This is a genomic window from Paenibacillus oryzisoli, assembly GCF_001653565.1.
In the GTDB taxonomy this organism is placed as follows: domain Bacteria; phylum Bacillota; class Bacilli; order Paenibacillales; family NBRC-103111; genus Paenibacillus_E; species Paenibacillus_E oryzisoli.
Genome location: NZ_LYPB01000076.1, coordinates 59466 through 83085 on the forward strand (window position 1 = coordinate 59466; position 23620 = coordinate 83085).

The following is a 23620-nucleotide window of genomic DNA, read 5'->3' on the forward strand; positions in this document are numbered from 1 at the left end:
TAGCCTGATGGCTTGTGGGGAATGGCTTTTTTGGCGCGAATGTTGGAAGTGCCGATGTGTAAGTTCGCTAGTTGCTACTTAGCGTTTCGTTCAAGCTGTGCACGAATACCCTCACGATCAATTTGGATCCAATATTCGACGATTTTGCCTTGATGAACCCGATAAACGGCGCTAGCGATTTCAATAACGAGTTTCCCAGTAGGTGGAAAGCCATCAACTTCTCCAACATGTATGCCAGTTTGTTTCCAGCGCACATAAACTCGATCATCCTGAGCGAGGAGTTCCTGAATTTCTATTTGGAAATTGCCGTATGTATCAAGCATTTCTCGCACATGATCAGCGTAATTAATCGGCGTCCGATGGACGGATGTTTCGTTTTCAGCTGTCATTTGATGAGCTAGAACTGTTTCGGCCATATAGTCATGTGCTGCATCTGGCTGTTGGCCAGAACGGACGAGGTTGAAGAATTGATGCACAACTTCTCTTGGTGAAGGTGTCATAGGGGTCGCTCCTTAAATGGATGAATGAGTGATTGGTAGATTAGTATATGGGATTGCGAGTTGAAGTGCAAGCGGCAGATGGGGAGGGTATGGGTCAAGCGATTTCCAAAGGTAGTGTGTTACACTAATATAAATAGATGAAGGAGGCTCCCATGGATGAAGGATCTTACTTCAGACCGAATTAAATTCCCATTAGGATTCTGGTCAGGATTACATCTCTTGGGGATTTCGTCCCACGAATTAGTCCGCCAAGCGCGGTTGCCGCTCACTATCATTACGGAACAAGGAGTGACAACTAGCCAATATTTTGCAATCTGGCAGGCATACGCCGAACTCATTGGTGACATTGCCCATGGCATTATTAAGTTGGTGACGGTCTTTGAAACAGCCAAATACCCACCGTCTGTCTTAGCAACCTACCACGCCCGTGACTATCGTGACGCATTGAACCGAATGGTTCGTTATAAGCAAATGTGTCCGCCTGAGAGCTTACACATCACTGAGGAGGGCGAGAACTGTATAATTGAACTGAATTGGCTGACGACTGAGCAACCTGGTCCGGCCATGTTGGTTGGGATCACACTGGCATACCTGCTCGAACTCGGACGACGGGGCACCGGAAAGCCTTTACAGGCAAAATACGTCGAATTTTCAGAGCCCATGGGTGATGTAAAGTTACTTGAAGCCTACTTTGGCTGCAACGTAGCGGTTGGTGCGGGAAGTAACCGTTTGACCCTGTATCGAAGAGATTTGGAGCGCCCCTTTGTGTCGTACAACGAAGAATTGCTGGAGATGTTGACGCCTGTGCTGGACCGCTCTTTGGATGAACAGCAGCGGAGACGATCGCTAAGTGAGATGGTCAAATGGATATTGAAACGCAGCCTTACAGGGGGACGCCCCGATATGCATACTGTTGCGAAAGAATTAGGCATGAGCGACCGCACTTTGCAGCGCCAGCTGAGCGATGAAAGTACGAGCTTTCAGCAGTTGTTGACGCAAGTTAGACATGAACAGGCCAGGGAGTACTTAGCAGATCCTTCATTCGATATAAAAGAAGTGGCTTTCATGATCGGATATGAAGACCAGAATTCATTCTACCGCGCTTTCCGCAATTGGGAAGATGATACGCCTTCGAATTGGCGCGCTGCTAACGTGACGTGTGCAACTGAGGATTAATTATATTGTTTTAATAATTGGCATGTTAGGCAAGAACTTTGGCGTAATAGGCTAGTTACGGAACCATCCAGACCAAGTATTATTATCACTATCCGCTCTCAAGATTACTTTATTAAAGGAGACAAACACAATGGATATGGGATTATACAACAAAACAGCTTTAGTTACAGGATCTACGAAGGGAATAGGTAAAGCGATTGCGATAGAACTTGCCAAGGAAGGTGTTCATGTCCTCATCAATGGACGGAACTTCGAAGAAGTAGAGCGTATTGTTCAAGAAATCAAGTCGGATTTCCCAGCTACCTCACCTCAAAATGCAACTGCTGATATTGTGAATTCGAGGCAAAGAGAGGCTCTATTTGCGAAATTCCCCGACATTGATATTCTAGTGAACAATATGGGGATTTATGAAATGATGCAATATGAGGACATCGACGATGAAATATGGGAAAAGTATTTCCGAACCAATGTTCTAGCTGCAAATGGCTTATCTAAATTTTACTTGCCTAAAATGTTGAAGAATAATTATGGGCGCATTATCTTTATCGCGAGTGAAGAAGCCTTGATGCCTTCTGGGCAAATGCCACAATATTGTATGACCAAGTCAATGCTATTATCACTGTCCAAAAGCTTATCTAAAGTAACAAGAGGCACAGAAGTTACTGTCAATTCGATCATGCCAGGACCAACACTCTCCGAAAATGTACAAGAGATAATCGAAGGCATGTACCCTGATGAAGAGATAACATTTTCAGAGAAAGAGAAGAGAATGATGTCTACCATGTTGCCTCAATCTGAAATTCAACGATTTATTAAACCAATTGAAATTGGTAGATTAGCTACATTCCTATGCAGCCCTTACGCTTCAGCTTTTAAAGGTTCTCCGATCCGTATGGATGGTGGGATGGTGCCTACAATTTTCTAAGGAATCGAATCAAGAAAACGGATTTTACTTGGGATGATCCATCATCAAGGGGAGGTGTATGCGTGAATATAAATAAGAAGAAGGCAGTTGGGAGCGAAGCAAACCGAGAATCGGTATCAGTTCTTGGAAGGCGTGCTTTGAACAGAGCCTTACTCGAGAGACAATTGCTGCTGAGACGAGTTCATTTGCCAGCGCTAGCGGTGATTGAGCATTTGGTTGGCATGCAGGCCCAAGCTCCGAATCCTCCCTATTATGGTTTATGGGCGCGACTTGAAGGTTTTCAACAGGAAGAACTGAGCCTGCTCATTTCAGAGAGGAAGGCGGTGCGTATTGCGATGATGCGCTCGACGATTCACTTGGTATCAGCTCGGGATTGCTTGGAATTGCGACCGCTAGTACAATCTGTTCTTGAGCGGGGGTATACCGGTACTTACAGCAAGAGTCTAGCTGGTTTAGATGAGAATAGGATTGCTTCTGTAGGCCGTGCGCTAGTAGAAGAGGAGCCGTTAACATTTAGCGAACTCGGCAAACGGCTAAGTGAAGAGTGGCCAGATCGGGATCCGGATGCCCTCTCAGCTGCAATTCGGACATGGGTCCCCCTTGTCCAAGTGCCTCCACGCGGTCTATGGGGACAGAGTGGCCAAGCTTTGCATACATCGGCTGAGCGCTGGCTGAGCTCGCCTCTCGCATCCGAACCGAATCTTGAACGTATGATTCACCGCTATTTGTCAGCATTCGGGCCAGCTTCAATTAAGGATATGCAGGCATGGTCAGGTTTAACTAGGTTGCGTGAGGTCATGGAGAAGCTGCGCCCTCATCTAATTTGTTTCCGAGACGAGCAGGGGATTGAATTGTTCGATTTCCCAGATGCTCCGCGGCCAGATCCTGCAATGGCGTCATCTCCGCGATTTTTGGGTGAGTTTGATAATATCCTATTGTCACATGCGGATCGCTCACGGATTATTGATGATGCTTATCGCAATCGGGTCTTTACGAAGAACGGTATTATTCGATCCGTGATCCTCGTAGACGGTTTCGTTTGCGGCATATGGCAAATCAAACGTGGGAGCGGAACAGCAATACTTAGTATCGAACCTTTCAGGCAACTATCTTCTGAGGAACGAGACGAGCTAGCACTGGAAGGGGCTAAACTACTGACATTTGCAGCGGTAGACGAGCACACCCATGAGATCCAGTTCTTAAGCTAGGCGCCATATCCAATGAGTTCAACAACTAGCTCAAACTACTAAAACACCCCATTGAATCCTTTTCTGTCGGAAATATTTTACATTATTCTTGAAACATTTGAGGGCTCGGGGTCGTTTAAGAGTTGTTGATATAGATATGTTGTTGAGGTTATAAGGGGGCGTTATGGTGAGAAGAGTCCTGAGTTTGATTCTAATGGTTGTGTTAGGTTGTAGTTTCATAACGATTTTCCATGCTGCCAATGCCTATGCTTGCTCTTGTGCTATGCCTCAAACTGTGGAAGCTCAGTTTAATCGTTCGGAAGCCGTTTTCGCTGGCCGAGTCCTCGATGTGAATGAGCAAAGAAATGTAAATGGGAGTATGACGAAAGCTGCACGATTCGAAGTAAGCCGTATATGGAAAGGCGCCTCCCAATCTCAGTTTATTATTCACACGGGAAGTGGTGGTGGGGATTGTGGCTTTAATTTTGAAAAGGGTAAAGAATACTTGGTTTATGCTGGCCGTTCTTCCATGTATGGAGACAAAGAGTTACTAGTCACAATTATTTGTGATCGAACAGCTGCATTGGATCAAGCGCATGAGGACCTGGCTGTATTAGGTGAGGGGAATGTGCCAACCAAGAAAGTTCAACTGGAAGGTGAACTGTCACGAATGCAGCCTGTTGCCTTGGTTGCGATAGTTGGTTTCGTTCTGGTAGGGACGTCCATTGTTTTTATTCGGCGAAAATGGAGGAAATGATAAAGCGCAGCCCCCTTCGCGCGAAGGGGGCTGTTTGCCGTGTAAGACTGCAGTTATGCCAGCAGTTTCTTAAATTCCGCGGTCAGCAGCGGCACGACTTCGAACAGATCGCCGACAATACCGTAATCGGCGACTTTGAAGATCGGCGCCTCCGCATCCTTGTTGATGGCGATGATGACGCGCGAGGAGCTCATCCCCGCCAGATGTTGAATGGCGCCGCTAATGCCGCACGCGATGTAAATTTCCGGCGTCACGACCTTGCCGGTCTGGCCGATCTGCATCGCGTACTCGCAGTACCCCGCGTCGCAGGCTCCGCGGGATGCTCCAACAGCGCCGCCTAAGACGGCAGCCAGCTCTTCGAGCGGCTGGAACCCGTCGGCGCTGCGCACGCCCCGTCCGCCGGAGACGACGATCTTGGCTTCTGCCAAGTCGATGGCGCCGGACGTTTTCTTCACGACCTCCCGGATGATGCTGCGCAGGGAGGGAGTGGGATAGGCAACATCGATGAGCTGGGCTTGACGCGAAGCGTCAGGCTCTGCGGCTGCGATGTTGTTCGGTCTTATCGTGACGACCCATGGCGAAGCCGGGTCGGTAAACGCTTTCTTCTCGACCGCTTTGCCCGCGTATAGCGGTCGGGTGAACAAGACGTTATCGCCACTGTGTTCAATGGCGGTAACGTCAGAGATTTGGCCGGCTGCGAGCGAAGCGGCAGCCAGAGGAGCAAGATCTCGGCCTACTGCGGTGTGGCCGAAATACAGAGCATGTGGCCCAGCGACTGAGGTCACGGCCAACAAGGCACTTAGATACGCTTCTGAACTGTAGCTCTCTAACTGAGGATCCTCCACCACATAGATGGTGTCTGCACCATAAGCAGCGAGTTCGGCAGCTAACGCTTTCGTACCAGCACCACCGAGCAGAACAGCGGCAAGTGTATCGCCATCTCCAGCGGATAGCTGCGCCGAACGTAAAGCTTCAAAAGAAACTTGGCGAAGCTTGCCACTGCGAGCTTCTGCAACTACAAGAAATTGTTTAGCCATCGATATAGCCTCCCTAGTCACTTTGTGGTGTTAGATCACTTTGGATTCGTTGCGCAGTGCTTGAACGAGTTCAGTAACTTGGTGCGTGAGCTCGCCTTTGAGAATGCGGCCAGCTTGACGCTCGGGCGGAAGGGATAAAGCGAGTCGTGTTGTTTTAGCAAGAATGGCATCTGCACCAGAAATATCATCCAAGGTTAAGTGTTGAAAAGGTTTTTTCTTAGCTTTCATAATCCCAGGAAGTGAGGGATATCTAGGTTCATTTAAGCCTTGTTGTGCTGTAAACAAAGCAGGGAGCGGTACCTCGATGATTTCAATATCGCCTTCGGCATCACGATGGACAAGTGCTTGCTCTCCTGTTATTTCGAGCAGAGTAATCGAAGCGACATGGGGCAATCCAAGTAGGTTTGCTAGCCGAATGGCTACTTGACCTGCACCATTGTCAACGGAAAAGTTGCCGCCTAGCAGAAGGTCCACAGATTGGCTGCGCAAGTAAGCGGCTAAGATTTCAGCAATTTCAAATTCGTCCCCGAGGATTCGGTCATCCGTAATCAAAACAGCTTCGTCAGCACCCATCGCAAGTGCAGTTCGAAGCGCTTCTGCCGTGCGATCCCGTCCAATCGAGAGCAGCGTCACTTTACCGCCATGCGCATCTCGCAGTTGAATAGCTTGTTCTACCGCATACTCGTCGTACGGATTGATGACGAACTTCGCACCATCCTCTTGAACGACACCATCCTGCAAGACGATTTTCTCCTCCGTATCGAACGTTTGCTTCAATAATACAAAAATGTCCATAGTGGGGCTCCCTCCTGAATATACATGAAATAGAGACCTTACTTGCCTACTTCTAGAATAATTACGACCCCATGCCTTTAATGAAAAAATCAAGCGTAGGACCAACTTGTGCCGTTAATGAATACTTTTGACCAGAAATCAGCCATGAGGTGACGACTTCATCCATGCCTCCAAAAATAAGGAGTCTCACCAGTTTCACATCCAGGTCGGCACGGAAGCTGCCGTCATTCTTTCCTTTTTCTAATATATTTTCAATGAGGATAATATATCTCTTTAAGGCAAGACCAATCTCTTTGCGCAGTTCCAAATCACTTTGACGAAGCTCGATTTGCGTGAGATAAGCCATATGAATGTTATTTTCCAACTCGCTAAAATGGATCTCGCAGATTTTGCGCAACGCATCCTTCGGGCTAGTGCTTTCACGTACAGCTGCATTAAATTTCTCGACAAGCTCGCCTAATTTCTCCTGGAACAGACTAGTTAAGATATCCTCCTTCTTCTTGAAGTAAAGATAAATCGTGCCATCCGCGACGCCTGCTTCCTTAGCAATGCGTGAAACTTGGGACTTATGAAATCCGTTTTCGGCAAATACCTTCATTGCTCCTTCGAGAATTGCATAATACTTGTCTGGTTTTTTGCTACTTGTCAGGGAGATCACCTCGGTGTTAGAATACAAATATCGGTGAATGAATGCTCATTCATTATTGTAAATTCATCATAAAATACGCAGTACGCCTTGTCAACGACTTATTCCGCTTAACTAAGCAGTAGGGAGGTTTGTCGGCTTACTCATCACATGAAAGCAGGTTTCTACTCTTATTCGAAAAGGGATGAATGAAATGTGCTTTTTTGTGATCAGTGAATGTAAGCGTTAACAAAATGATATTCAATACAATAAAAGGAGGTCTTCCATGACTGGTATGCTGATTCAGTTTCTCCTTTTTCTGGCGGTTACGGGTTTGGCGTTCTACGGGTTCGGCCGGGTTGTGTATCACCGATATTTATATATTCAGTTGGGAAAATCGGTGGATTTGAAGAAGGAAGCTAGTTTAAGGCTCAAGGGGTTTATGGTTCAGGTGTTTGGCCAGACGAAGTTATTGAAGGATAAAAAAAGCGGCATTATGCATATCGTGATTTTTTATGGCTTCATAATTCTACAGCTAGGTGCTTTGGACCTTATTTTAAAAGGATTAATTGACCAAGGGTTACCTGTCCCTGGCTATGACTATTTCACCCTTATTCAGGAAGTGACAGTAGGTTTGATCGTGTTAGCCATGGGGTATGCGACCTATCGACGCTATATCGAGAAGCTTAAACGACTTAAGCGAGGCTGGAAGCCAAGTATAGTTGTGTTTTTTATTATGTTTTTGATGTTGTCGGTCGTTATTAGTGGTGGTTTTGAACGTATTCGTGAGGGGTTGCCAGTTTCAGGATTTGCTCCGCTAACATCAGGTTGGGCGGCTATGTTTGAAGGGATGTCGACTTCGACGGCTACGATTGGATTTTATGCTGGCTGGTGGATGCATCTATTGATCCTGCTCTCTTTCCTAATTTATGTGCCGCAGTCCAAGCATTTTCACATTATTACCGCTCCTATCAACATCTTGTTGCGACGTACGGAGCCGACAGGTAAGCTGGCATCCTTGAATTTGGAGGATGAAGATGCAGAGACATTCGGTGTTGGCAAGATCGAGGATTTTACGCAAAAGCAGATGCTGGATTTCTACTCCTGTGTGGAATGCGGTCGATGTACGAGTGTGTGCCCCGCAAATACGACCGGCAAGCTGCTGTCGCCGATGCATCTCATTACGAAGCTGCGCGATCATTTGACAGAGAAGGGTGCTGCGATTACATCGAAGTCGCCTTGGGTACCTGCCATGGTATTCGCCCCGGAATCACACGGGAACGCACTCCAAGTGGAACTCATCGGAGGCGTCATTACGGAAGAAGAGTTGTGGGCTTGTACAACCTGTCGAAACTGTGAAGATCAATGTCCAGTAGCGAATGAGCATGTGGACAAAATCATTGATATGCGCAGGCACTTAGTGCTAACGCAAGGCAGTATGCCGCATGACGGGCAGCGTGCGCTTCAGAACATTGAAAGACAAGGGAATCCTTGGGGGATTTCCCGCAATGATCGGGTGAAATGGGTCAAGGAGGTTGACCCGGAAGACGAACTTCAAGTGCGAACTGTAAAGGAAAATCCAACCTTTGAGTACTTGTTTTTCTTAGGCTCGATGGGTGCTTACGACAATCGCAGCCGCAAAATCACACAGGCATTCGTGAAATTAATGAAGGAGGCTGGTATCTCTTTTGCCATATTAGGTAATGAGGAGAAAAATTCAGGTGACACGCCACGAAGGATGGGGAATGAATTCTTGTTCCAACAGCTGTGTGCGGACAATATTGCTACTTTTCATAAGTACAAAGTCACCAAGATCGTCACGACATGCCCGCATACGTACCACACATTTAAGAATGAGTATCCGGAATTTGGCTTAACCGCTGAGGTCTTTCATCATACGGAACTTCTGGATCTATGGGTAAAAGAAGGACGTCTTACTCCGCAATATGAAGTCAATGAGCGCATCACGTACCATGATTCTTGTTACTTAGGTCGTTACAACGACGTGTATGAAGAGCCTCGAAACGTGTTGCGGGCGATTCCTGGCGTGGAACTTGTGGAACAGGCGCGTTCTCGTGAGAACAGCATGTGCTGTGGAGCGGGCGGAGGCATGATGTGGATGGAGGAAACGGCGGGTACTCGTGTGAATGTAGCGCGTACGGAGCAGCTGTTAAGTGTCAAGCCAACGGTAATCTCCTCGGCGTGTCCGTATTGTTTGACGATGGTGGAGGATGGTACGAAGTTGAAAGAGGTAGAGGAGCAGGTTAAAGCGAGAGATATTGCAGAAATACTGGCACAATCGGTGTTTGGTCTAACGAAACTTAAGTAGTGCTTTCGAAGCCAGTTTTCTAACGAAAACTTTAAGGAGATGATCTCATGACAACTATTCGTACGGCAGCGGTAATCGGTTCGGGTGTAATGGGTTCCGGTATTGCTGCGCATTTGGCCAATGTAGGTATTCCTGTCTTGTTGCTTGATCGTGTGCCTGAACAGTTAACGCCACAAGAGGAAGGAGCAGGCTTAACGCTCGATCATCCCAAAGTAAGGAATCGATTTGCGGTAAGTGCCTTGGAGAAGCTCGGAAAGACCAACCCGGCTCCCTTGTATAGCGAAACTTTTGCCTCTCGCATCACGCCAGGGAATATCGAAGATGATTTGGCGAAGCTGAGCGGGGTGGATTGGATCGTCGAAGTCATTATCGAAAATTTGCAGGCGAAACAAGAGCTAATTGCTCGGATTGAAGGCGTGTGGAAACCAGGAACGATTGTCTCATCGAATACGTCAGGGATTTCCATAAATGCCATGGTTGAGAACGCTGGTGCGGAATTCAAGAAACACTTCTTAGGGACTCATTTCTTTAATCCACCGCGTTATATGAAATTATTGGAAATTATTCCGAATGCGGAGACGGATTCGGCCATTATCGCGAGTATGCGTGTTTTTTGTGAGAAAAAGCTAGGTAAAGGCGTAGTTCAAGCGAAAGATACACCTAATTTTATTAGTAATCGAATTGGTACTTATGGATTGCTAGTAACTTTAAGAGAGATGTTGGCGAAAGGCTATACGGTTGAAGAAGTAGATGCGGTAACAGGTCCTGCGATGGGGCGGCCGAAAAGTGCGACATTCCGTACGTTAGATCTTGTTGGGCTCGATACTTTCGTACATGTGGCGAACAATGTGTTTGATCTTGTGACGGATTCGATTGAGAAGGATATCTTTGATACACCCCAGCTTTTAAAAGAAATGGTAGCCAAAGGCTGGATTGGTGAGAAGCAGGGTCAAGGCTTCTATAAGAAAGTGAAAACAGCGGAGGGCAAGGAAATTCAAGCATTGAACTTGGAAACCATGACATACTCGGCGGCCCGGAAAGTGAGCTCAGCTTCCTTAGAAGCGGCCAAACAGGCCAAGGGGACAGTCCAGAAGTTGAAGGCATTACTTGGAGCGAAGGATCGGTATTCGGAATTGGCGTGGAACATTTTGAAGCCTGTTCTGCTATATGCAGCAGAGAAGCGGGATGAAATTGCGGAATCAATCGTGGACATTGATAATGCGCTTAAGTGGGGTTTTAACTGGGAGTTGGGACCTTTTGAGACGTGGGATGCGATTGGGTTGAAACGTTCGGTGGAACGTATGGAGGCGGAAGGCAGTGCCGTACCTGAATGGGTAAAAGACTGGATGGATGCGGGACATGACAGTTTCTACGAGCGGAAAGACGGTCGTACTTTCGCAATCTTGAACAGGGAGCTTCGTGAGGTGGCGTCGCGGCCGGAAATTATTTCCTTAGCAGCACTCAAAGGGCAGAACAAGGTCATTCGTTCAAATAGCGGAGCAAATTTAATCGATATCGGCGATGATGTTGCTTGCCTGGAGTTCCAGTCTCCCAACAATGCGATTGGTGCCGATATTCTCAGGATGATTGGGCAGAGTGTGGATGAAGTGCGAGCCAACTATCGCGGACTTGTGGTCGCCAATGAGGGTAAAAACTTCTGTGTTGGCGCTAATCTTATGCTCCTGTTGATGGAAGCACAGGACGGCGAATGGGATGAAGTGGATGGCATCATTCGGTTATTCCAGAACGCGATGTTGAAGCTGAAAAGACTGGATAAACCGGTCGTCGCTGCTCCTCATAAAATGACGCTCGGTGGTGGCGTAGAGGCTTGTATGCCTGCGGATCAAACGATTTTCTCGGCGGAGACGTATTACGGCCTTGTCGAAACGGGGGTAGGACTAATTCCTGCCGGTGGCGGATGCAAAGAGTTAGCCTTGCTGGCGAGTCAGCAAGTGAGAGACCCCGAGGTTGATATGCAGCCGTGGATGAATGCGGCCTTCGAGACGGTGGCTATGGCGAAGGTGTCAACGAGCGGGTATGATACGAAACGTCTCGGTTATATGAGAGCGGGAGATTCCGTCGTGGTGAATCCAGATCATCGGATTTACGAAGCGAAGCAAGCTGTGCTTCGGATGGATGCAGCAGGCTATACACCGCCTGCGATTGAGAAAATCCGTGTCGTAGGCGAGAACGGGAAGGCCGTTATGCAGGTTGGGGCTTACTCGATGCTGAAAGGTGGTTACATTAGTGCGCATGACCAACTAATTGCGAATAAACTTGCGCATGTGTTAGCAGGGGGGAATGTACCTGCCGGAACGATGGTGACGGAGCAGTATATGCTGGATCTGGAGCGCGAGGCGTTCTTGAGTCTATGTGGTGAGATGAAGACGCAGCAGCGGATGCAGTTTATGCTCTCGAAGGGCAAAGCTTTGAGGAACTAGGGGTTCGTGCGCGCGATGTGCAACGTAGAATCCTTCTTGTAGCAGAAAGAGAACGAGAATGCAAATTGTGGGTAGGGTACCCAACTAAACCTAATGAGGTGAGTTCGATGAAGGAAGCCGTCATTGTATCCATTACGCGCACCGCCGTAGGGCGAGCGAAAAAAGGAAGTTTCGCGCAAACGCGCGCGGAAGATCTAGGTAAAGCTGTACTCGAAGAAGCTGTACGGCGAGTGCCAGGGCTCGACAAAGGTGATGTCGAGGACATTATCATCGGCTGCGCCATGCCCGAAGGCGAGCAAGGGCTGAACTTCGCCCGCACCATGTCCCTGTATGCGGGCTTTCCCGTGACGGTGCCAGCCATCACGGTCAATCGCTTCTGTTCCTCCGGCTTGCAAGCCATCGCATATGCGGCGGAGCGCATCATGCTCGGCCACGCCGAGGTGGTCATCGCCGGAGGCGTTGAGAGCATGAGCCACGTCCCGATGACGGGCTTCAAGCTCTCGCCGCATCCGCGGCTGGTAGAGACGATGCCCGAGGTGTACATGGGCATGGGGCATACAGCCGAAGCCGTCGCTGCGCGCTTCGGCATCTCGCGCGAAGCGCAGGATGGCTTCGCGACGCGCAGCCATCAGAAGGCGGCGGCGGCCATCGCAGCCGGCCGCTTCACGGATGAGATCGTGCCGGTGAGCACGAGCGTGAAGGGCGTTGACGAACGAGGCAAAGCCTTCGTTCGCTCGTATGTTGTCGCCACGGATGAGGGCGTACGCCCCGATACATCCGTGGAAGGGCTGAGCAAGCTGAAGCCTGCGTTCAGCTTGGGGGGCTCTGTGACGGCGGGCAACGCGTCACAGACGTCGGACGGCGCATCGGCGGCCGTGCTGATGAGCCGCGAGCGCGCCGAAGCGCTCGGGCTGAAGCCGATGGCGACGTTCCTGTCTTTCGCACTTTCCGGCGTGGAGCCGGAAATCATGGGCGTAGGCCCTGTCAAAGCGATCCCGAAAGCGCTGAAGATGGCTGGTATTTCCCAAGATCAAGTCGATCTCTTTGAGATTAATGAGGCATTCGCTTCACAGTGTGTGCATATTGTTCGGGAATTGGGCATTGACGAGGAGAAAGTCAATGTTAATGGGGGAGCGATTGCCCTGGGGCATCCACTTGGCTGCACAGGCGCAAAGCTTTCAACCAGTTTGATATATGAGTTGCAGCGCCGAGGTGGCGGATACGGAGTCGTGTCCATGTGCATTGGCGGCGGAATGGGAGCGGCTGGCGTGTTTCAAGTGCATCCAGCCAATTAATCCTCACATTATCATCGTTCTTTCATGTTCCTATTCATCATTCCAAATCATAAGGAGAGTTGACTCATGACGAACAAAATCGTTGGCGGAAGCTTCGTTATATCGGATCTGGATTATCATTCTATTGTAACGCCTGAGGATTTCACTGAAGAGCATCGCATGATTGCGGAAACAACTCGTGACTACGTGAATGGGGAAGTTATGCCAAATGATGAGCATTTGGAGAAGCTGGACTATGACTTGACGGTGAAACTCATGAGAAGCGCTGGTGATCTTGGTTTATTAGGCGCTGATGTGCCCGAGATCTATGGCGGTCTCGGTTTAGATAAGGTGAGTTCTACGATTATCAGCGAAAATTTAGCGCGCGCTTCCTCTTTTGCCCTATCCATAGGGGCGCACGTCGGGATCGGAACGCTGCCCATTGTGTTCTTCGGAACGCCGGAACAGAAGAGGAAATATTTGCCAGACCTTGCTACTGGTGCCAAGATAGCTGCCTACTGTCTAACGGAACCAACTTCGGGTTCTGATGCCCTTGGTGCCAAAACAACGGCGCGCCTAACTGAAGACGGGAAGCACTACCTTTTAAACGGCTCCAAGCTATATATCACTAACGCTGGATTTGCAGATATTTTCATCGTGTATGCGAAGATTAACGGTACAGACTTCACTGCATTTATCGTGGAAAAAGGCGATCCTGGCTTTACGATGGGACCCGAAGAAAAGAAGATGGGGATCAAAGGCTCATCAACGCGTCCGCTATTTTTTGAAGACGTCAAAGTGCCTGTAGAAAACCTGCTCGGGGAAATTGGAAAAGGTCACCTCATCGCCTTTAATATTTTGAACATTGGACGCTATAAATTAGCTGTTGGTTGTTTAGGAGCATCCAAGGAAACGATTGAACTGGCAGTGAAATATGCGAATACGCGTCAACAATTCCAAACGCCGATTTCAAGGTTCCCGCTAATTGGTAAGAAGCTAGCTGAAATGAACATTCAGACGTATATTCTAGAGAGCATGGTATACCGGACGACAGGCTTATTCGATACGATTCTTAAGGATATTGACCATTCCAGTCCTGATGCAGGCAAAATATCGGCAAAAGGCATATCGGAATACGCGCTCGAATGCTCCATTAATAAGGTATTTGCATCAGAAGTTCTTGATTTTGTTGCGGATGAGGGGCTGCAAATTCACGGTGGTTATGGCTTTATTCAAGAATATAAAGTAGAGCGGATCTATCGCGACTCGCGGATTAATCGTATTTTCGAAGGGACGAATGAAATTAACCGCTTGCTCATTCCAGGTACATTAGTGAAGAAAGCGATGAAAGGTGAACTTCCTTTGCTCCAAAAGGCACAAGAGTTGCAAGGTGAATTGCTCTCCTACATGCCAGGTCAAACGTTCGATGGTACGTTAGAGGAAGAAGCGCATCTTGTGCGCATGGCGAAGAAAGTGTTCCTTATGGTTGGCGGGCTTGCCGTGCAGAAATATGGGATGGCGCTAGAGAAGAATCAAGAGGTGTTGAGTCTTCTTGCGGATATCATGATTCAGATTTTTGCTGGAGAAAGCGGGTTGTTGCGGACGCAAAAACTTATTGATAAACAGGGCGAAATCAAGGCCCAAAACGCCATTCAGCTCACGACGGTATTTATTCATGAAGCTTTTGACAAAATTGAGGCATATGCGAAAGAAGCGCTCAGTACGATGGAAGAAGGAGATGTGCTTCGGACTCAGCTTTCCATACTCAAGAAATTGTCCAGACGCAGCAGTATTAATACAGTGGGGTTGAAGCGCGACATCGCCGCACGTGTCATTCAGGATGAGAAATTCATCGGATGAGTCTTGGGAGACAAGAACCTGAAGGGGATGGTTTTGTATGAGGGAGTCAAAGCCTTGGCTGCGTCATTATCCATCGGAAGTGGCGCCGACTTACGAGTACCCGAAACATAATCTAGCACGTCTGTTGGTTGATTCAGCACATCAATTTCCCGAACGGCCTGCCTTGTATTTCTTGGGTAAAAAGCTATCGTATCGCGAATTGCTTCATGCGTCATATCAGTTTGCTCACGTGTTATTGGATCTTGGCGTACGTCCAGGGGAACGAGTATCGATTATGCTGCCTAATTGTCCTTCGGCTATCATTGCGTATTTCGGCACATTGATGATGGGCGGTATAGTCGTCATGACGAATCCGCTGTATGTGGAACGAGAGCTGATTCATCAGCTAACGGATTCAGAAGCGGGTGTCATCATTACGCTGGATCTATTATTTGATCGGGTACAGAAAGCGAAGTCACGGACAGATTTGCGTCATGTCATTGTGACCTCAATTAAGGATTATTTACCATTTCCTAAGAATCTGTTATATCCGATTAAAATGAAAAAGGATGGTGCCAAGCTCGATGTTACCTACGGGGATGGCGTATATCCTTTCAAGAAATTACTGCGTGCAGCTTCGGCTGCACCGATCTGTGTGGATGTTAACGCAGATGACGATATTGCCTTGCTTCAATACACGGGTGGAACGACGGGTTTATCCAAAGGTGTGATGTTAACGCATACGAATCTAATTGCAAATACGTATCAAACGAGTCATTGGTGTTATCAGGTTCAGCCAGGTGGAGATCGTTTCTTAGGCGCCATTCCATGTTTCCATGTGTTCGGTCTGACGGTACTTTTGAATCAAGCCATGTATCGAGCAGGGATGCTAATCCTGATTCCAAAGTTCGATATTGATATGATTCTCGATACGATTCATAAGCTAAAGCCTACCATTTTTCCAGGTGCACCTACGATGTATGTAGCGTTAATTAATCATAAACGGGTGAAGGAAGTCGACATTTCTTCGATCAATGTTTGTGTAAGCGGTTCAGCGCCGCTGCCTTTGGAGGTGCAAGAACGATTTGAAGAATTGACCGGAGGCAGATTAATAGAAGGGTACGGGTTGACGGAAGCTTCTCCTGTTACACATGCGAATCCGATTTGGGGTTTTCGTAAAATTATGTCCATCGGTGTTCCTTTCCCGGATACAGTAACGAAAGTCGTCGATTCTGACTCTGGCGAAGAAATGCCAATTGGTGAAATCGGTGAAATTATTATTAAAGGCCCTCAAATCATGAAGGGTTACTGGAAGCGAGAAGAAGAAACGGCGAAGACGATCAAAGATGGTTGGTTGTATACCGGTGATATGGGACGTATGGATGAGGATGGTTTCTTTTCTATTGTTGACCGGAAAAAGGATCTCATTATTGCAGGTGGTTTTAATATTTATCCCCGCGATATTGAGGAAGTTCTCTATGAGCATCCAGCCATACTTGAAGCAGCCGTAGCTGGTGTCCCAGATGAGTATCGTGGGGAAACGGTGAAAGCCTTTATCGTGCTAAGAGAAGGGATGAAGCTCTCGGAAAAGGATTTAGATGTCTGGTGCAGGGAACGACTTGCGGCCTATAAAGTTCCGCGCAAAGTTGAATTTAGGCAGTCATTACCGAAAACCATGATTGGAAAAGTTCTGAGGCGGCAATTACTAGAGGAAGAATTAAAACAGTAATGGGTTTCTCATCATGCGTAAGGGCAACCCTTACATAGAAGGAGGGAGTCCAATGGATGATGGAAATGATCGTATGATTCGTAAATTGCAACAACTCGCAGCAGCAGCGGAGCCCACCTTCTGGGGCTTTCTGGGTTGTGAATTTGTTGCGTTGAAGGATGGTGTTATCACCATTGCTTTAGAGGCAAAGTCCCACCATTTGAACCCTATCGGTATGGTTCATGGCGGAGTCACATCGTCATTGTTAGATACGGCCATGGGCATCATTGCGATGATCGCTAGACCGGAAGAGAAAGTGGTTACGACGAATTTAAATGTGCATTTTGTTTCTCCCCTGTATGCAGGGAGGCTGCTAGTGACTGCGGAACTTGTTCATCAATCACGTAAAATGATTACAGCGCAAGGCCGAGTTGAGGATCGTGAAGGGAACTTAGGAACGATGGGTACGGGAACGTTTCGTGTGATTTAGACGAAAGATTGGCAAGAAAGGACTTTCATAACCAGAAAGGACCTTCATAACCACAATAGGTGTGGTCGTGAAGGTCCTTTTGATTAATTATATGTTATATAATATAACATATAATTAACATTGTTCAATAAATATTCATTTTATTAATATACATGTTATGTTTACTTACATAAATCCATTGACTGATGGCATTCGCTCATCCTATAATCGATAAAAAGGCATACAGGGGGGAAGCACGATGCATCTTACCATTCGTGAAGCGTTGGCGATTTATCCATTGACGGAAGCAAAGCTGGTAGCTGGCAAGCAAGGAGAATCCCGCATTGTTAAATCTGTTAATGTTATGGACGCACCAGATATTGCTGATTGGACCAAATCAGGTGAAATGCTGTTCACTACTGCTTTTGCGATGAAAGACAGCCCGCAAGAAACTGTGAACCTCCTGCGCAAATTAAATGACCGTGGTGCCGCGGGATTAGGGATTAAGCTTGGGAGATTTTGGACGGAGTTGCCGCAAATTGTGATGGATGAAGCGGATCGCTTACATTTTCCAATTATTGAAATGCCGTTTCAGTTTACGTTTTCGGATGGCATGAATGCGTTATTTAACGCGGAATACCGTCGAAATACAGAACTGTTGCAAACGGTACTAGAGAAGCAAAAGAAGTTAATGCAGTTTGGTCTACAGCCAAACAATATGCTTGCTATGTTTCAACTCGTCAGTGAGATTCTGGGGTACCCGATGGCGGTCGTTGGAGCAAGAGGTCAAGTTTTATATCATACAAGTAACTGGTCGTTAGATCAGCTTGCACAGAATTGGCCGAGTAAACGGAAAGCTGGATGGGCGTACGCAGGGAAAGATCGAGCGTATCGCGTAGGTTTACAACAACAAGATGATGAACCGATAGGGCATTTGTTCCTTAAACCGGATGTTATGCTGCTAACAACGATAGAAGAAGGGTTATTCCAACAAGCTGCTGATATTTTGACCTTTCATATGAGTTATACGTTTAGGTCTCATGTCGAAGCTTCGGCTGAACGAGATCTACAGAATAATCTAATTCGCTATTTGGATAAAGGTACGTCTCTTGAAGCGTTTTTGGAACAAGCAGAATCCAGGGGATTGTTCTTCTTTACTGGTGCTTACCAATGTGTTGTTGGGAAATACAAGAAGGAGTCATTGGTTCCAGAAGCTACGCAGGGGAAGCTCAAAGACTTAAAGCAATACATGGAGTCTCATTCAAAAACCAGTAACTTACAAGGCCATCATTTTGTGCTAAAGGATCACATGTTCTCCATTTACTCCACGACGCAGGCGGATGGCTTCCCTGAAGAAGAATTGTCCCAATGGTTAAGTAAATATGAGGAAGATGCGGGTCATTCTGCTGAACGAGATGGTATGGTGTTCTACACTTCATCGCTGAAGGTGAAACCGACTGCGCTTCGCGAAGCATACTTGGAATGTGGTGAAACGGCGAGAATGGCTGAGAAACTTTGTTTGCCTGATCGCGTTCTACATTATGAAACGATTGAATTCGCCCATCTCTTTCAGCATTTATCGTCATCGATTATGGAGGATTACTGTGCCAAGATCCTCCGCCCTCTCTTAGAGAAGGATCCAGAGTATTCTCAGGAGATGATCCGCACACTTGAAGTTTTCATTCGCAACGATGGTCAAGTCAGCGAGGCTGCTAAGCAATTATTCATTCATCGGAATACGGTTACGTACCGTTTAGAGAAAATTAGTGATCTTCTGCAAGTTGATTTCAAAAAAGTAAATGATCTCTTGAAACTGAAGGCGGTATTCTTGTTCCGTCAATTTCTACAAGTAAGATCGTAAGGAACATAACCCAAGGCTGCCTGTTGGCGCTGAGGGTTATTTGTTTTTTCTAAGCCGTGTTAATACGAGTTGTGGGTTGCAATAGTGAAAATTCCAAGAGAGTGTTTGGTTCGTTCAGCACTTGTCGTCGTGAAATAACTGTATTTTCTGTTGTTAAATTTGCTATATTTCCTGTTGAAATCAAAATAACTGTGTTTTATGTAGTTAATTTCATAGATTTATGTCAAAATGGACGATTCTGATGCGATTAACTACATTTTTTCCATCTAATATGATTATAGTGAGGTTTTTCTTGTAAATAGATGTATATTTTCCAGTTATTACTTCTGATGCGAGCCCACCACTGCCACATATGCAACCAACTTCATCAACACCATAGCACCATAGCACCAATAACCCATCAACTTCATCATTCTCCATCCACCAGCCCGATCGACTACATTAACTCCATTACCCCCACGAATCCCACGAACCCGATCACACCCCGTTCATCACCAAAATAAATTTCTCCACTAAAGGTCTATTAGTTATTCATCTAGATTCCGCTAGTAGCTGGCTGTAATATTTGTCGACATAGATGTTTAAGGGGGAGTTCAAGGTTGCTCATTAGTTGCATAAGCGTATTGGTTACCTTATAATTTTGAAGAGAACGTAGAGAAAGGAGATGTGAAACATGTCTGCATGGAAAGAGTTAACGACGTTAACTGAATGGCAGGAAGTGCTTGATCGTTCTAGCGAAAAGCCTGCTGTCGTTCTCAAACACAGTACAACTTGTCCAGTAAGTGCTAGCGCACTTGATGAATACGAACAATACTTGGCTGGTACACACAACGAGGCTGTTGATTATTTCTTGGTGAAAGTGATTGAATCTCGTCCTGTGTCCAATCAAATTGCAGAGGATCTGGGTATCAAACATGCGTCCCCGCAAATTCTTTATTTCAAAAATAAAGAGTCCATCTGGAATACTTCGCACTGGTCAGTGACGAACAAACATATGTCCGCAGTATTGGACTAATTCTTTTACACATTAAGCCCTCCTTTTTATCTACGTGATGTAGGTGATACGGAGGGCTTTTCATGCTGTGCATTAAATGAACGATGGTCAAAAAAAGATTGGCAAGCCAAACATCCTCCTATATACTTATGGACGACAACATGACTGAAACGTTCAAGTAAGGAGTTACAAATTCATGAATGCAATGAATAAAACCAAAATCCCTATCCCGATCTATCTAGTAATTGGCATTATTGCGATATCTTTCTCTTCGATATTTGTCAAATGGTCCGATGCATCTCCCTCCATCATTGCGATGTACCGCTTATTTATGACGAATGTATTAATGCTGCCATTTCTTTGGAGCTATCGCAACGAATTTAAAAGGATTAAGGTGAAGGATTGGCTGCGCACCGCAATATCGGGTATTGCGCTCGGTCTGCACTTTTTATTCTGGATGGATTCACTGCGATATACGACGGTTGCTAGTTCAACTGCGATATTGACGCTGGAGCCGATTTTTGTGCTCGTTGGCGCGTTCCTACTCTACGGTGTTCGGACAAGTCGGACCGCATTGATTGCGATGTGTATCGCGATTGTCGGAGCTATTTGCATCGGATGGGGCGATTTTCAATTTTCCGGAGTGGCGCTTAAGGGGGATGTCTTGTCATTCGTGGGGACGATCGCGGTAGCGTTTCATATGTTATTAGGCAAAAGTTTGCGGGAGCGCATTTCCGCTTATGTATACAGCTTTCTCGTTTTCTTATTCGCAGGGTTGACCCTTGCAGTAACGAATGTCTATTCTGGCGAATCGTTTGTTGGTTATCCCTTGAAAGAGTGGGGTATCTTTTTCCTGCTAGCCTTTGTTTCCACAATTTTCGGTCATTACGTATTTAACTGGCTGCTAAAATATATGAAAGCATCATCCGTATCGATGACCGTGCTTGGAGAACCGCTGGGTGCGTCAATATTGGCGTATTTCTTGCTTGGCGAAACGATTACGACGATGCAACTTTTAGCAGGAGGTCTTCTATTGATTGGCGTAGCCTTATTCTTACGCAGTAATGAGAAACCTTAGTGCTGAGGCATGTTCGCAATAATAGTGGTATGAAAACAGCCTGTTTGCTACTATGGCAGCGAATTCTGGAGAATAACGTTAAGGCATTTAAGGCATAGCGCTATTTCGAACTAAATGGCCGTTATTTGCTCATTTTGATCGAAATAGCGCTATTTCATCATGCTATTTTTTCGTGGAACCTACATGCGGAGCTTATTTGCATAGTCGTTTGAATAACGGAAGAACGATCATTTGGCAGCGGCAAATTCCTCTTTGATGGCAGCTAATAGTTCTGGTTTGGATAGTACTTCATAAGCGGTATAGGCTAGCGCCTTGGCTGTGAAAAGCATGCTGTCTAGGGCAGGTTCTGTCATGGCAAGATCACGGAATTCCTTGGTATGGAGCAAATACCGCTCACTGACGACTTTCACGAAAGGGTGGATGGTGGGACAATGTATCGAAACATTGCCAAGATCCAGGGAACCATGATCTTTGCCGATTTCGATTTCCTTCGGCTGGATGCCCAGCTCGAACAATTGATCAGTGAACACGTTAGACAAAACTTCATTCGTACGAAGCTCGTCGTAGGAGTACTCATAGTTTGATGTCTTGAGCGTACAGCCGGTTTGGCGTGCAGCGCCTTCTGCGCAGTGAAGAACTTTCTGAACAAGCTCATTCGTGTACGTGCGAGTAGCGGAACGAACATAAAATCTAGCAACCGCATAATCCGGAATAATATTCGGAGCTTTCCCGCCTTCGCTGATGATACCGTGAATACGGGCATCCGACTTGAGTTGTTGGCGTAATGCATTAATGCTGTTAAATAGCTGCAAGACTGCATCTAGCGCATTGATGCCTTCATATGGTTGAGCCGCGGCATGTGCAGAACGACCGAAGAACTCGTATTCGATTGCATCCATTGCGAGCGATTCGCCTGATTTTTCAAACGTATAATAAGGGTGGGCCATGAGTGCGATATCGACATCGTGAAAAAGCCCTGCAGCGGCCATCGGTACCTTGGCACCTTTCGTTTCCTCGGCTGGCGTACCATAGACGCGTATGCTGCCGCCAGTTTCGGCTAAGACAGATTTGAGGCCGATTGCAGCCCCAATACTCATCATGCAGATGAGATGATGGCCGCAGGCATGACCGAGCTCGGGGAGTGCATCGTATTCAGCCATATAAGCAACGACAGGACCTGGTCGACCTGAGTCATACGTTGCGATGAATGCCGTAGGAATATCCAGAACACCGCGTTCGATTGTGAAGCCATGGTAGGCTAATTCTTCTGTTAAACGAGCAAACGCAAGGAATTCTTCATGACCAAGCTCAGGGTTAGCCCCGATAAAGCGAGATATGTCTTTAAATCTTGCGGCATTGCTTTCTATGGTTTGAGCGATTGTAGGTTTCATGGGTAAGGTTAGCTCCTTTGTTGAATGGTTCTTAACTCCATTGTAGTATATAGAAGCAAGAACTACCAAATGCAAAGACCTAGGATGACAAGTTGGAACAAACTTGAAGGGGATAAATTGGAGGGATCGACAATGATGAAATATGGGGCGGAACATGAAGAACACCGATTTGGGTTGTGCTTTCTTGAAGCGGAAAGCCGAGGACAATGGCAGGATGTATATTTGGGCATACAGCTAGAAGATGGGGATGTGCTTCCAGAAGGATTATTAGATCCATCTATTCTCGTGATTTGCAACGGGGAAGGTGAAATTGTACAGATTGTCCTGCACGATGAAGGCTGCGATAGTGAGTTCCAATTCACCTATGCGGAGAAGGAACAGATTGAGAAGTATGTGAATCAACATGTAAGCGCAAAAAAAACGACGAATGAACCCCTATAGGTATCCCTTCCCAAACTGGGCGGTGGCGCATATAGTAATATACGTCACGCTTTAGGGGAGAGGATAGCGATGGAAAAAAGAATTCAATATTTGGCATTTGGTGATTCTTTAACCGTTGGTTATGGTGCTGAGGAAGGTCAAGGCTTCGTTTCGCTGTATCGACAAAGGTTGGAATGTTTGCTGAACGTGCCTGTTTCCTTACGTCAGGCAGGTACCAATGGTGCCACGACTGCGCAATTACTGGAGACTATCGAATCTGACCCGCAGCTTCAGAAAGATGTTCAAGAAGCAACTCTCATCACCATTACAGCTGGCGGAAACGATCTCATTCAAGCGGCGATTCCTTTCTTTTATGATGGCGATAATACGGTGCTCAAGACGGCCTTACAAACGTATGAATCTAACTATCGTAAACTTATCGCTCAAATTGAAAGGCTGCGGCAAGGTATACAAACGCCATATTTACTGGCTTTAATTGGTTTATATAACCCATTACCTCAGATTCCAGATGCTGCTTACTGGGTTCAGCGCTTCAATTTATTTCTGCGAAAATTAGAGCAGCCGCATATTCGAATCGTGCAAGTGTACGACGCATTCGTTGGTCAAGCGCCGCTATTTTTGTCTGAGGATGCCATTCATCCCAATGATCGAGGTTATGAGCGGGTGGCTAACCAACTAGAGGTAGCTGTCTCTTTGCAGCAGTTGCAACAGCTATTCATGTGACAATGAAACTATCGCATATGACCAAAAGTGGAAATGAAATGACAGGCGCTGCCAGCCAGCACGAATAAGT

The 23620-nt window shown here is 46.7% G+C and carries 21 protein-coding genes; 15 read left to right on the forward strand and 6 right to left on the reverse strand.

Annotated elements, in window-relative coordinates; all coding sequences use genetic code 11:
* Positions 1–74: 74 nt before the first annotated feature.
* Entirely contained in the window at positions 75–500 is a 426-nt protein-coding gene (locus A8708_RS21345) for an ester cyclase (protein WP_068667162.1), read from the reverse strand.
* A gap of 156 nt (positions 501–656) precedes the next feature.
* On the opposite strand from A8708_RS21345, the gene A8708_RS21350 reads away from it, so the two are divergent.
* From A8708_RS21350 to A8708_RS21365, 4 genes are all read left to right on the forward strand, one after another.
* Positions 657–1676 carry a helix-turn-helix transcriptional regulator gene (locus A8708_RS21350; RefSeq protein WP_068667164.1) on the forward strand — a complete coding sequence of 340 codons (1020 nt, stop codon included), beginning with the start codon at positions 657–659 and terminating at the stop codon, positions 1674–1676.
* A gap of 130 nt (positions 1677–1806) precedes the next feature.
* On the forward strand, positions 1807–2601 hold the full coding sequence (locus A8708_RS21355; RefSeq protein ID WP_068667166.1) for an SDR family NAD(P)-dependent oxidoreductase: 795 nt from the start codon (positions 1807–1809) through the stop codon (positions 2599–2601).
* A gap of 62 nt (positions 2602–2663) precedes the next feature.
* The gene (locus tag A8708_RS21360; RefSeq protein ID WP_239696787.1) at positions 2664–3809 is read left to right on the forward strand and encodes a winged helix DNA-binding domain-containing protein; all 1146 of its coding nucleotides are present in this window, start codon (positions 2664–2666) and stop codon (positions 3807–3809) included.
* 166 nt (positions 3810–3975) lie between these two features.
* Positions 3976–4545: a hypothetical protein gene (locus A8708_RS21365; protein ID WP_239696788.1), complete on the forward strand. Its 570-nt coding sequence runs from the start codon at positions 3976–3978 to the stop codon at positions 4543–4545.
* 53 nt (positions 4546–4598) lie between these two features.
* On the opposite strand, the gene A8708_RS21370 is transcribed toward A8708_RS21365, so the two are convergent.
* The 3 genes from A8708_RS21370 to A8708_RS21380 form a co-directional block, all read right to left on the reverse strand.
* Entirely contained in the window at positions 4599–5582 is a 984-nt protein-coding gene (locus tag A8708_RS21370) for an electron transfer flavoprotein subunit alpha/FixB family protein (RefSeq protein WP_068667170.1), read from the reverse strand.
* Between the two features lie 30 nt (positions 5583–5612).
* The gene (locus A8708_RS21375; protein WP_068667171.1) at positions 5613–6377 is read right to left on the reverse strand and encodes an electron transfer flavoprotein subunit beta/FixA family protein; all 765 of its coding nucleotides are present in this window, start codon (positions 6375–6377) and stop codon (positions 5613–5615) included.
* A 61-nt stretch (positions 6378–6438) separates the two neighbouring features.
* Positions 6439–7026, reverse strand: coding sequence for a TetR/AcrR family transcriptional regulator (locus A8708_RS21380; protein ID WP_275667925.1), 588 nt, complete (start codon positions 7024–7026; stop codon positions 6439–6441).
* Between the two features lie 262 nt (positions 7027–7288).
* Here A8708_RS21380 and A8708_RS21385 point away from each other — a divergent pair, with 262 nt between their 5' ends.
* The 7 genes from A8708_RS21385 to A8708_RS21415 all read left to right on the forward strand — a co-directional run bounded on the left by A8708_RS21385 (position 7289) and on the right by A8708_RS21415 (position 18923).
* Positions 7289–9331 carry a (Fe-S)-binding protein gene (locus A8708_RS21385; RefSeq protein ID WP_068667175.1) on the forward strand — a complete coding sequence of 681 codons (2043 nt, stop codon included), beginning with the start codon at positions 7289–7291 and terminating at the stop codon, positions 9329–9331.
* A gap of 47 nt (positions 9332–9378) precedes the next feature.
* Positions 9379–11772: a 3-hydroxyacyl-CoA dehydrogenase/enoyl-CoA hydratase family protein gene (locus A8708_RS21390; protein WP_068667177.1), complete on the forward strand. Its 2394-nt coding sequence runs from the start codon at positions 9379–9381 to the stop codon at positions 11770–11772.
* A 107-nt stretch (positions 11773–11879) separates the two neighbouring features.
* Positions 11880–13067, forward strand: coding sequence for an acetyl-CoA C-acyltransferase (locus A8708_RS21395; RefSeq protein ID WP_068667179.1), 1188 nt, complete (start codon positions 11880–11882; stop codon positions 13065–13067).
* Between the two features lie 66 nt (positions 13068–13133).
* Positions 13134–14906 carry an acyl-CoA dehydrogenase family protein gene (locus A8708_RS21400; protein ID WP_068667181.1) on the forward strand — a complete coding sequence of 591 codons (1773 nt, stop codon included), beginning with the start codon at positions 13134–13136 and terminating at the stop codon, positions 14904–14906.
* A 37-nt stretch (positions 14907–14943) separates the two neighbouring features.
* A complete protein-coding gene (locus tag A8708_RS21405; protein ID WP_068667183.1) occupies positions 14944–16614 on the forward strand; it encodes a long-chain-fatty-acid--CoA ligase in 1671 nt (556 codons plus the stop codon).
* A gap of 52 nt (positions 16615–16666) precedes the next feature.
* On the forward strand, positions 16667–17083 hold the full coding sequence (locus tag A8708_RS21410; RefSeq protein ID WP_068667185.1) for a PaaI family thioesterase: 417 nt from the start codon (positions 16667–16669) through the stop codon (positions 17081–17083).
* A gap of 238 nt (positions 17084–17321) precedes the next feature.
* On the forward strand, positions 17322–18923 hold the full coding sequence (locus tag A8708_RS21415; RefSeq protein WP_068667187.1) for a PucR family transcriptional regulator: 1602 nt from the start codon (positions 17322–17324) through the stop codon (positions 18921–18923).
* A 210-nt stretch (positions 18924–19133) separates the two neighbouring features.
* On the opposite strand, the gene A8708_RS36210 is transcribed toward A8708_RS21415, so the two are convergent.
* Positions 19134–19343: a hypothetical protein gene (locus A8708_RS36210; protein WP_068667189.1), complete on the reverse strand. Its 210-nt coding sequence runs from the start codon at positions 19341–19343 to the stop codon at positions 19134–19136.
* A 253-nt stretch (positions 19344–19596) separates the two neighbouring features.
* On the opposite strand from A8708_RS36210, the gene ytxJ reads away from it, so the two are divergent.
* Together ytxJ and A8708_RS21430 are read left to right on the forward strand one after the other, a co-directional pair.
* Positions 19597–19938 (forward strand): bacillithiol system redox-active protein YtxJ, encoded by a 342-nt coding sequence (gene ytxJ, locus A8708_RS21425; RefSeq protein ID WP_068667191.1) that lies wholly within the window; start codon positions 19597–19599, stop codon positions 19936–19938.
* Positions 19939–20113: 175 nt separating this feature from the next.
* Positions 20114–20995, forward strand: coding sequence for a DMT family transporter (locus A8708_RS21430; protein ID WP_068667193.1), 882 nt, complete (start codon positions 20114–20116; stop codon positions 20993–20995).
* A 227-nt stretch (positions 20996–21222) separates the two neighbouring features.
* On the opposite strand, the gene A8708_RS21435 is transcribed toward A8708_RS21430, so the two are convergent.
* A complete protein-coding gene (locus A8708_RS21435) occupies positions 21223–22386 on the reverse strand; it encodes a M20 family metallopeptidase (RefSeq protein WP_068667195.1) in 1164 nt (387 codons plus the stop codon).
* 132 nt (positions 22387–22518) lie between these two features.
* Here A8708_RS21435 and A8708_RS21440 point away from each other — a divergent pair, with 132 nt between their 5' ends.
* Complete coding sequence (locus A8708_RS21440) at positions 22519–22827, forward strand: hypothetical protein (RefSeq protein ID WP_068667197.1); 309 nt, start codon at positions 22519–22521, stop codon at positions 22825–22827.
* A 69-nt stretch (positions 22828–22896) separates the two neighbouring features.
* Positions 22897–23550: a GDSL-type esterase/lipase family protein gene (locus tag A8708_RS21445; RefSeq protein ID WP_068667199.1), complete on the forward strand. Its 654-nt coding sequence runs from the start codon at positions 22897–22899 to the stop codon at positions 23548–23550.
* Positions 23551–23620 lie beyond the last annotated feature (70 nt).

Excerpts from the sequence above, each read along its gene's own strand:
- A8708_RS21375 (WP_068667171.1), bottom strand. The coding sequence starts at position 6,377 with ATGGACATTTTTGTATTATTGAAGCAAACGTTCGATACGGAGGAGAAA.
- A8708_RS21385 (WP_068667175.1), top strand. The coding sequence starts at position 7,289 with ATGACTGGTATGCTGATTCAGTTTCTCCTTTTTCTGGCGGTTACGGGT.
- A8708_RS21395 (WP_068667179.1), top strand. The coding sequence starts at position 11,880 with ATGAAGGAAGCCGTCATTGTATCCATTACGCGCACCGCCGTAGGGCGA.
- A8708_RS21415 (WP_068667187.1), top strand. The coding sequence starts at position 17,322 with ATGCATCTTACCATTCGTGAAGCGTTGGCGATTTATCCATTGACGGAA.
- A8708_RS21435 (WP_068667195.1), bottom strand. The coding sequence starts at position 22,386 with ATGAAACCTACAATCGCTCAAACCATAGAAAGCAATGCCGCAAGATTT.
- A8708_RS21410 (WP_068667185.1), top strand. The coding sequence starts at position 16,667 with ATGGATGATGGAAATGATCGTATGATTCGTAAATTGCAACAACTCGCA.
- A8708_RS36210 (WP_068667189.1), bottom strand. The coding sequence starts at position 19,343 with ATGGAGAATGATGAAGTTGATGGGTTATTGGTGCTATGGTGCTATGGT.
- A8708_RS21355 (WP_068667166.1), top strand. The coding sequence starts at position 1,807 with ATGGATATGGGATTATACAACAAAACAGCTTTAGTTACAGGATCTACG.
- A8708_RS21430 (WP_068667193.1), top strand. The coding sequence starts at position 20,114 with ATGAATGCAATGAATAAAACCAAAATCCCTATCCCGATCTATCTAGTA.
- A8708_RS21445 (WP_068667199.1), top strand. The coding sequence starts at position 22,897 with ATGGAAAAAAGAATTCAATATTTGGCATTTGGTGATTCTTTAACCGTT.
- A8708_RS21350 (WP_068667164.1), top strand. The coding sequence starts at position 657 with ATGAAGGATCTTACTTCAGACCGAATTAAATTCCCATTAGGATTCTGG.
- A8708_RS21390 (WP_068667177.1), top strand. The coding sequence starts at position 9,379 with ATGACAACTATTCGTACGGCAGCGGTAATCGGTTCGGGTGTAATGGGT.
- A8708_RS21440 (WP_068667197.1), top strand. The coding sequence starts at position 22,519 with ATGATGAAATATGGGGCGGAACATGAAGAACACCGATTTGGGTTGTGC.
- ytxJ (WP_068667191.1), top strand. The coding sequence starts at position 19,597 with ATGTCTGCATGGAAAGAGTTAACGACGTTAACTGAATGGCAGGAAGTG.
- A8708_RS21370 (WP_068667170.1), bottom strand. The coding sequence starts at position 5,582 with ATGGCTAAACAATTTCTTGTAGTTGCAGAAGCTCGCAGTGGCAAGCTT.
- A8708_RS21405 (WP_068667183.1), top strand. The coding sequence starts at position 14,944 with ATGAGGGAGTCAAAGCCTTGGCTGCGTCATTATCCATCGGAAGTGGCG.
- A8708_RS21400 (WP_068667181.1), top strand. The coding sequence starts at position 13,134 with ATGACGAACAAAATCGTTGGCGGAAGCTTCGTTATATCGGATCTGGAT.
- A8708_RS21345 (WP_068667162.1), bottom strand. The coding sequence starts at position 500 with ATGACACCTTCACCAAGAGAAGTTGTGCATCAATTCTTCAACCTCGTC.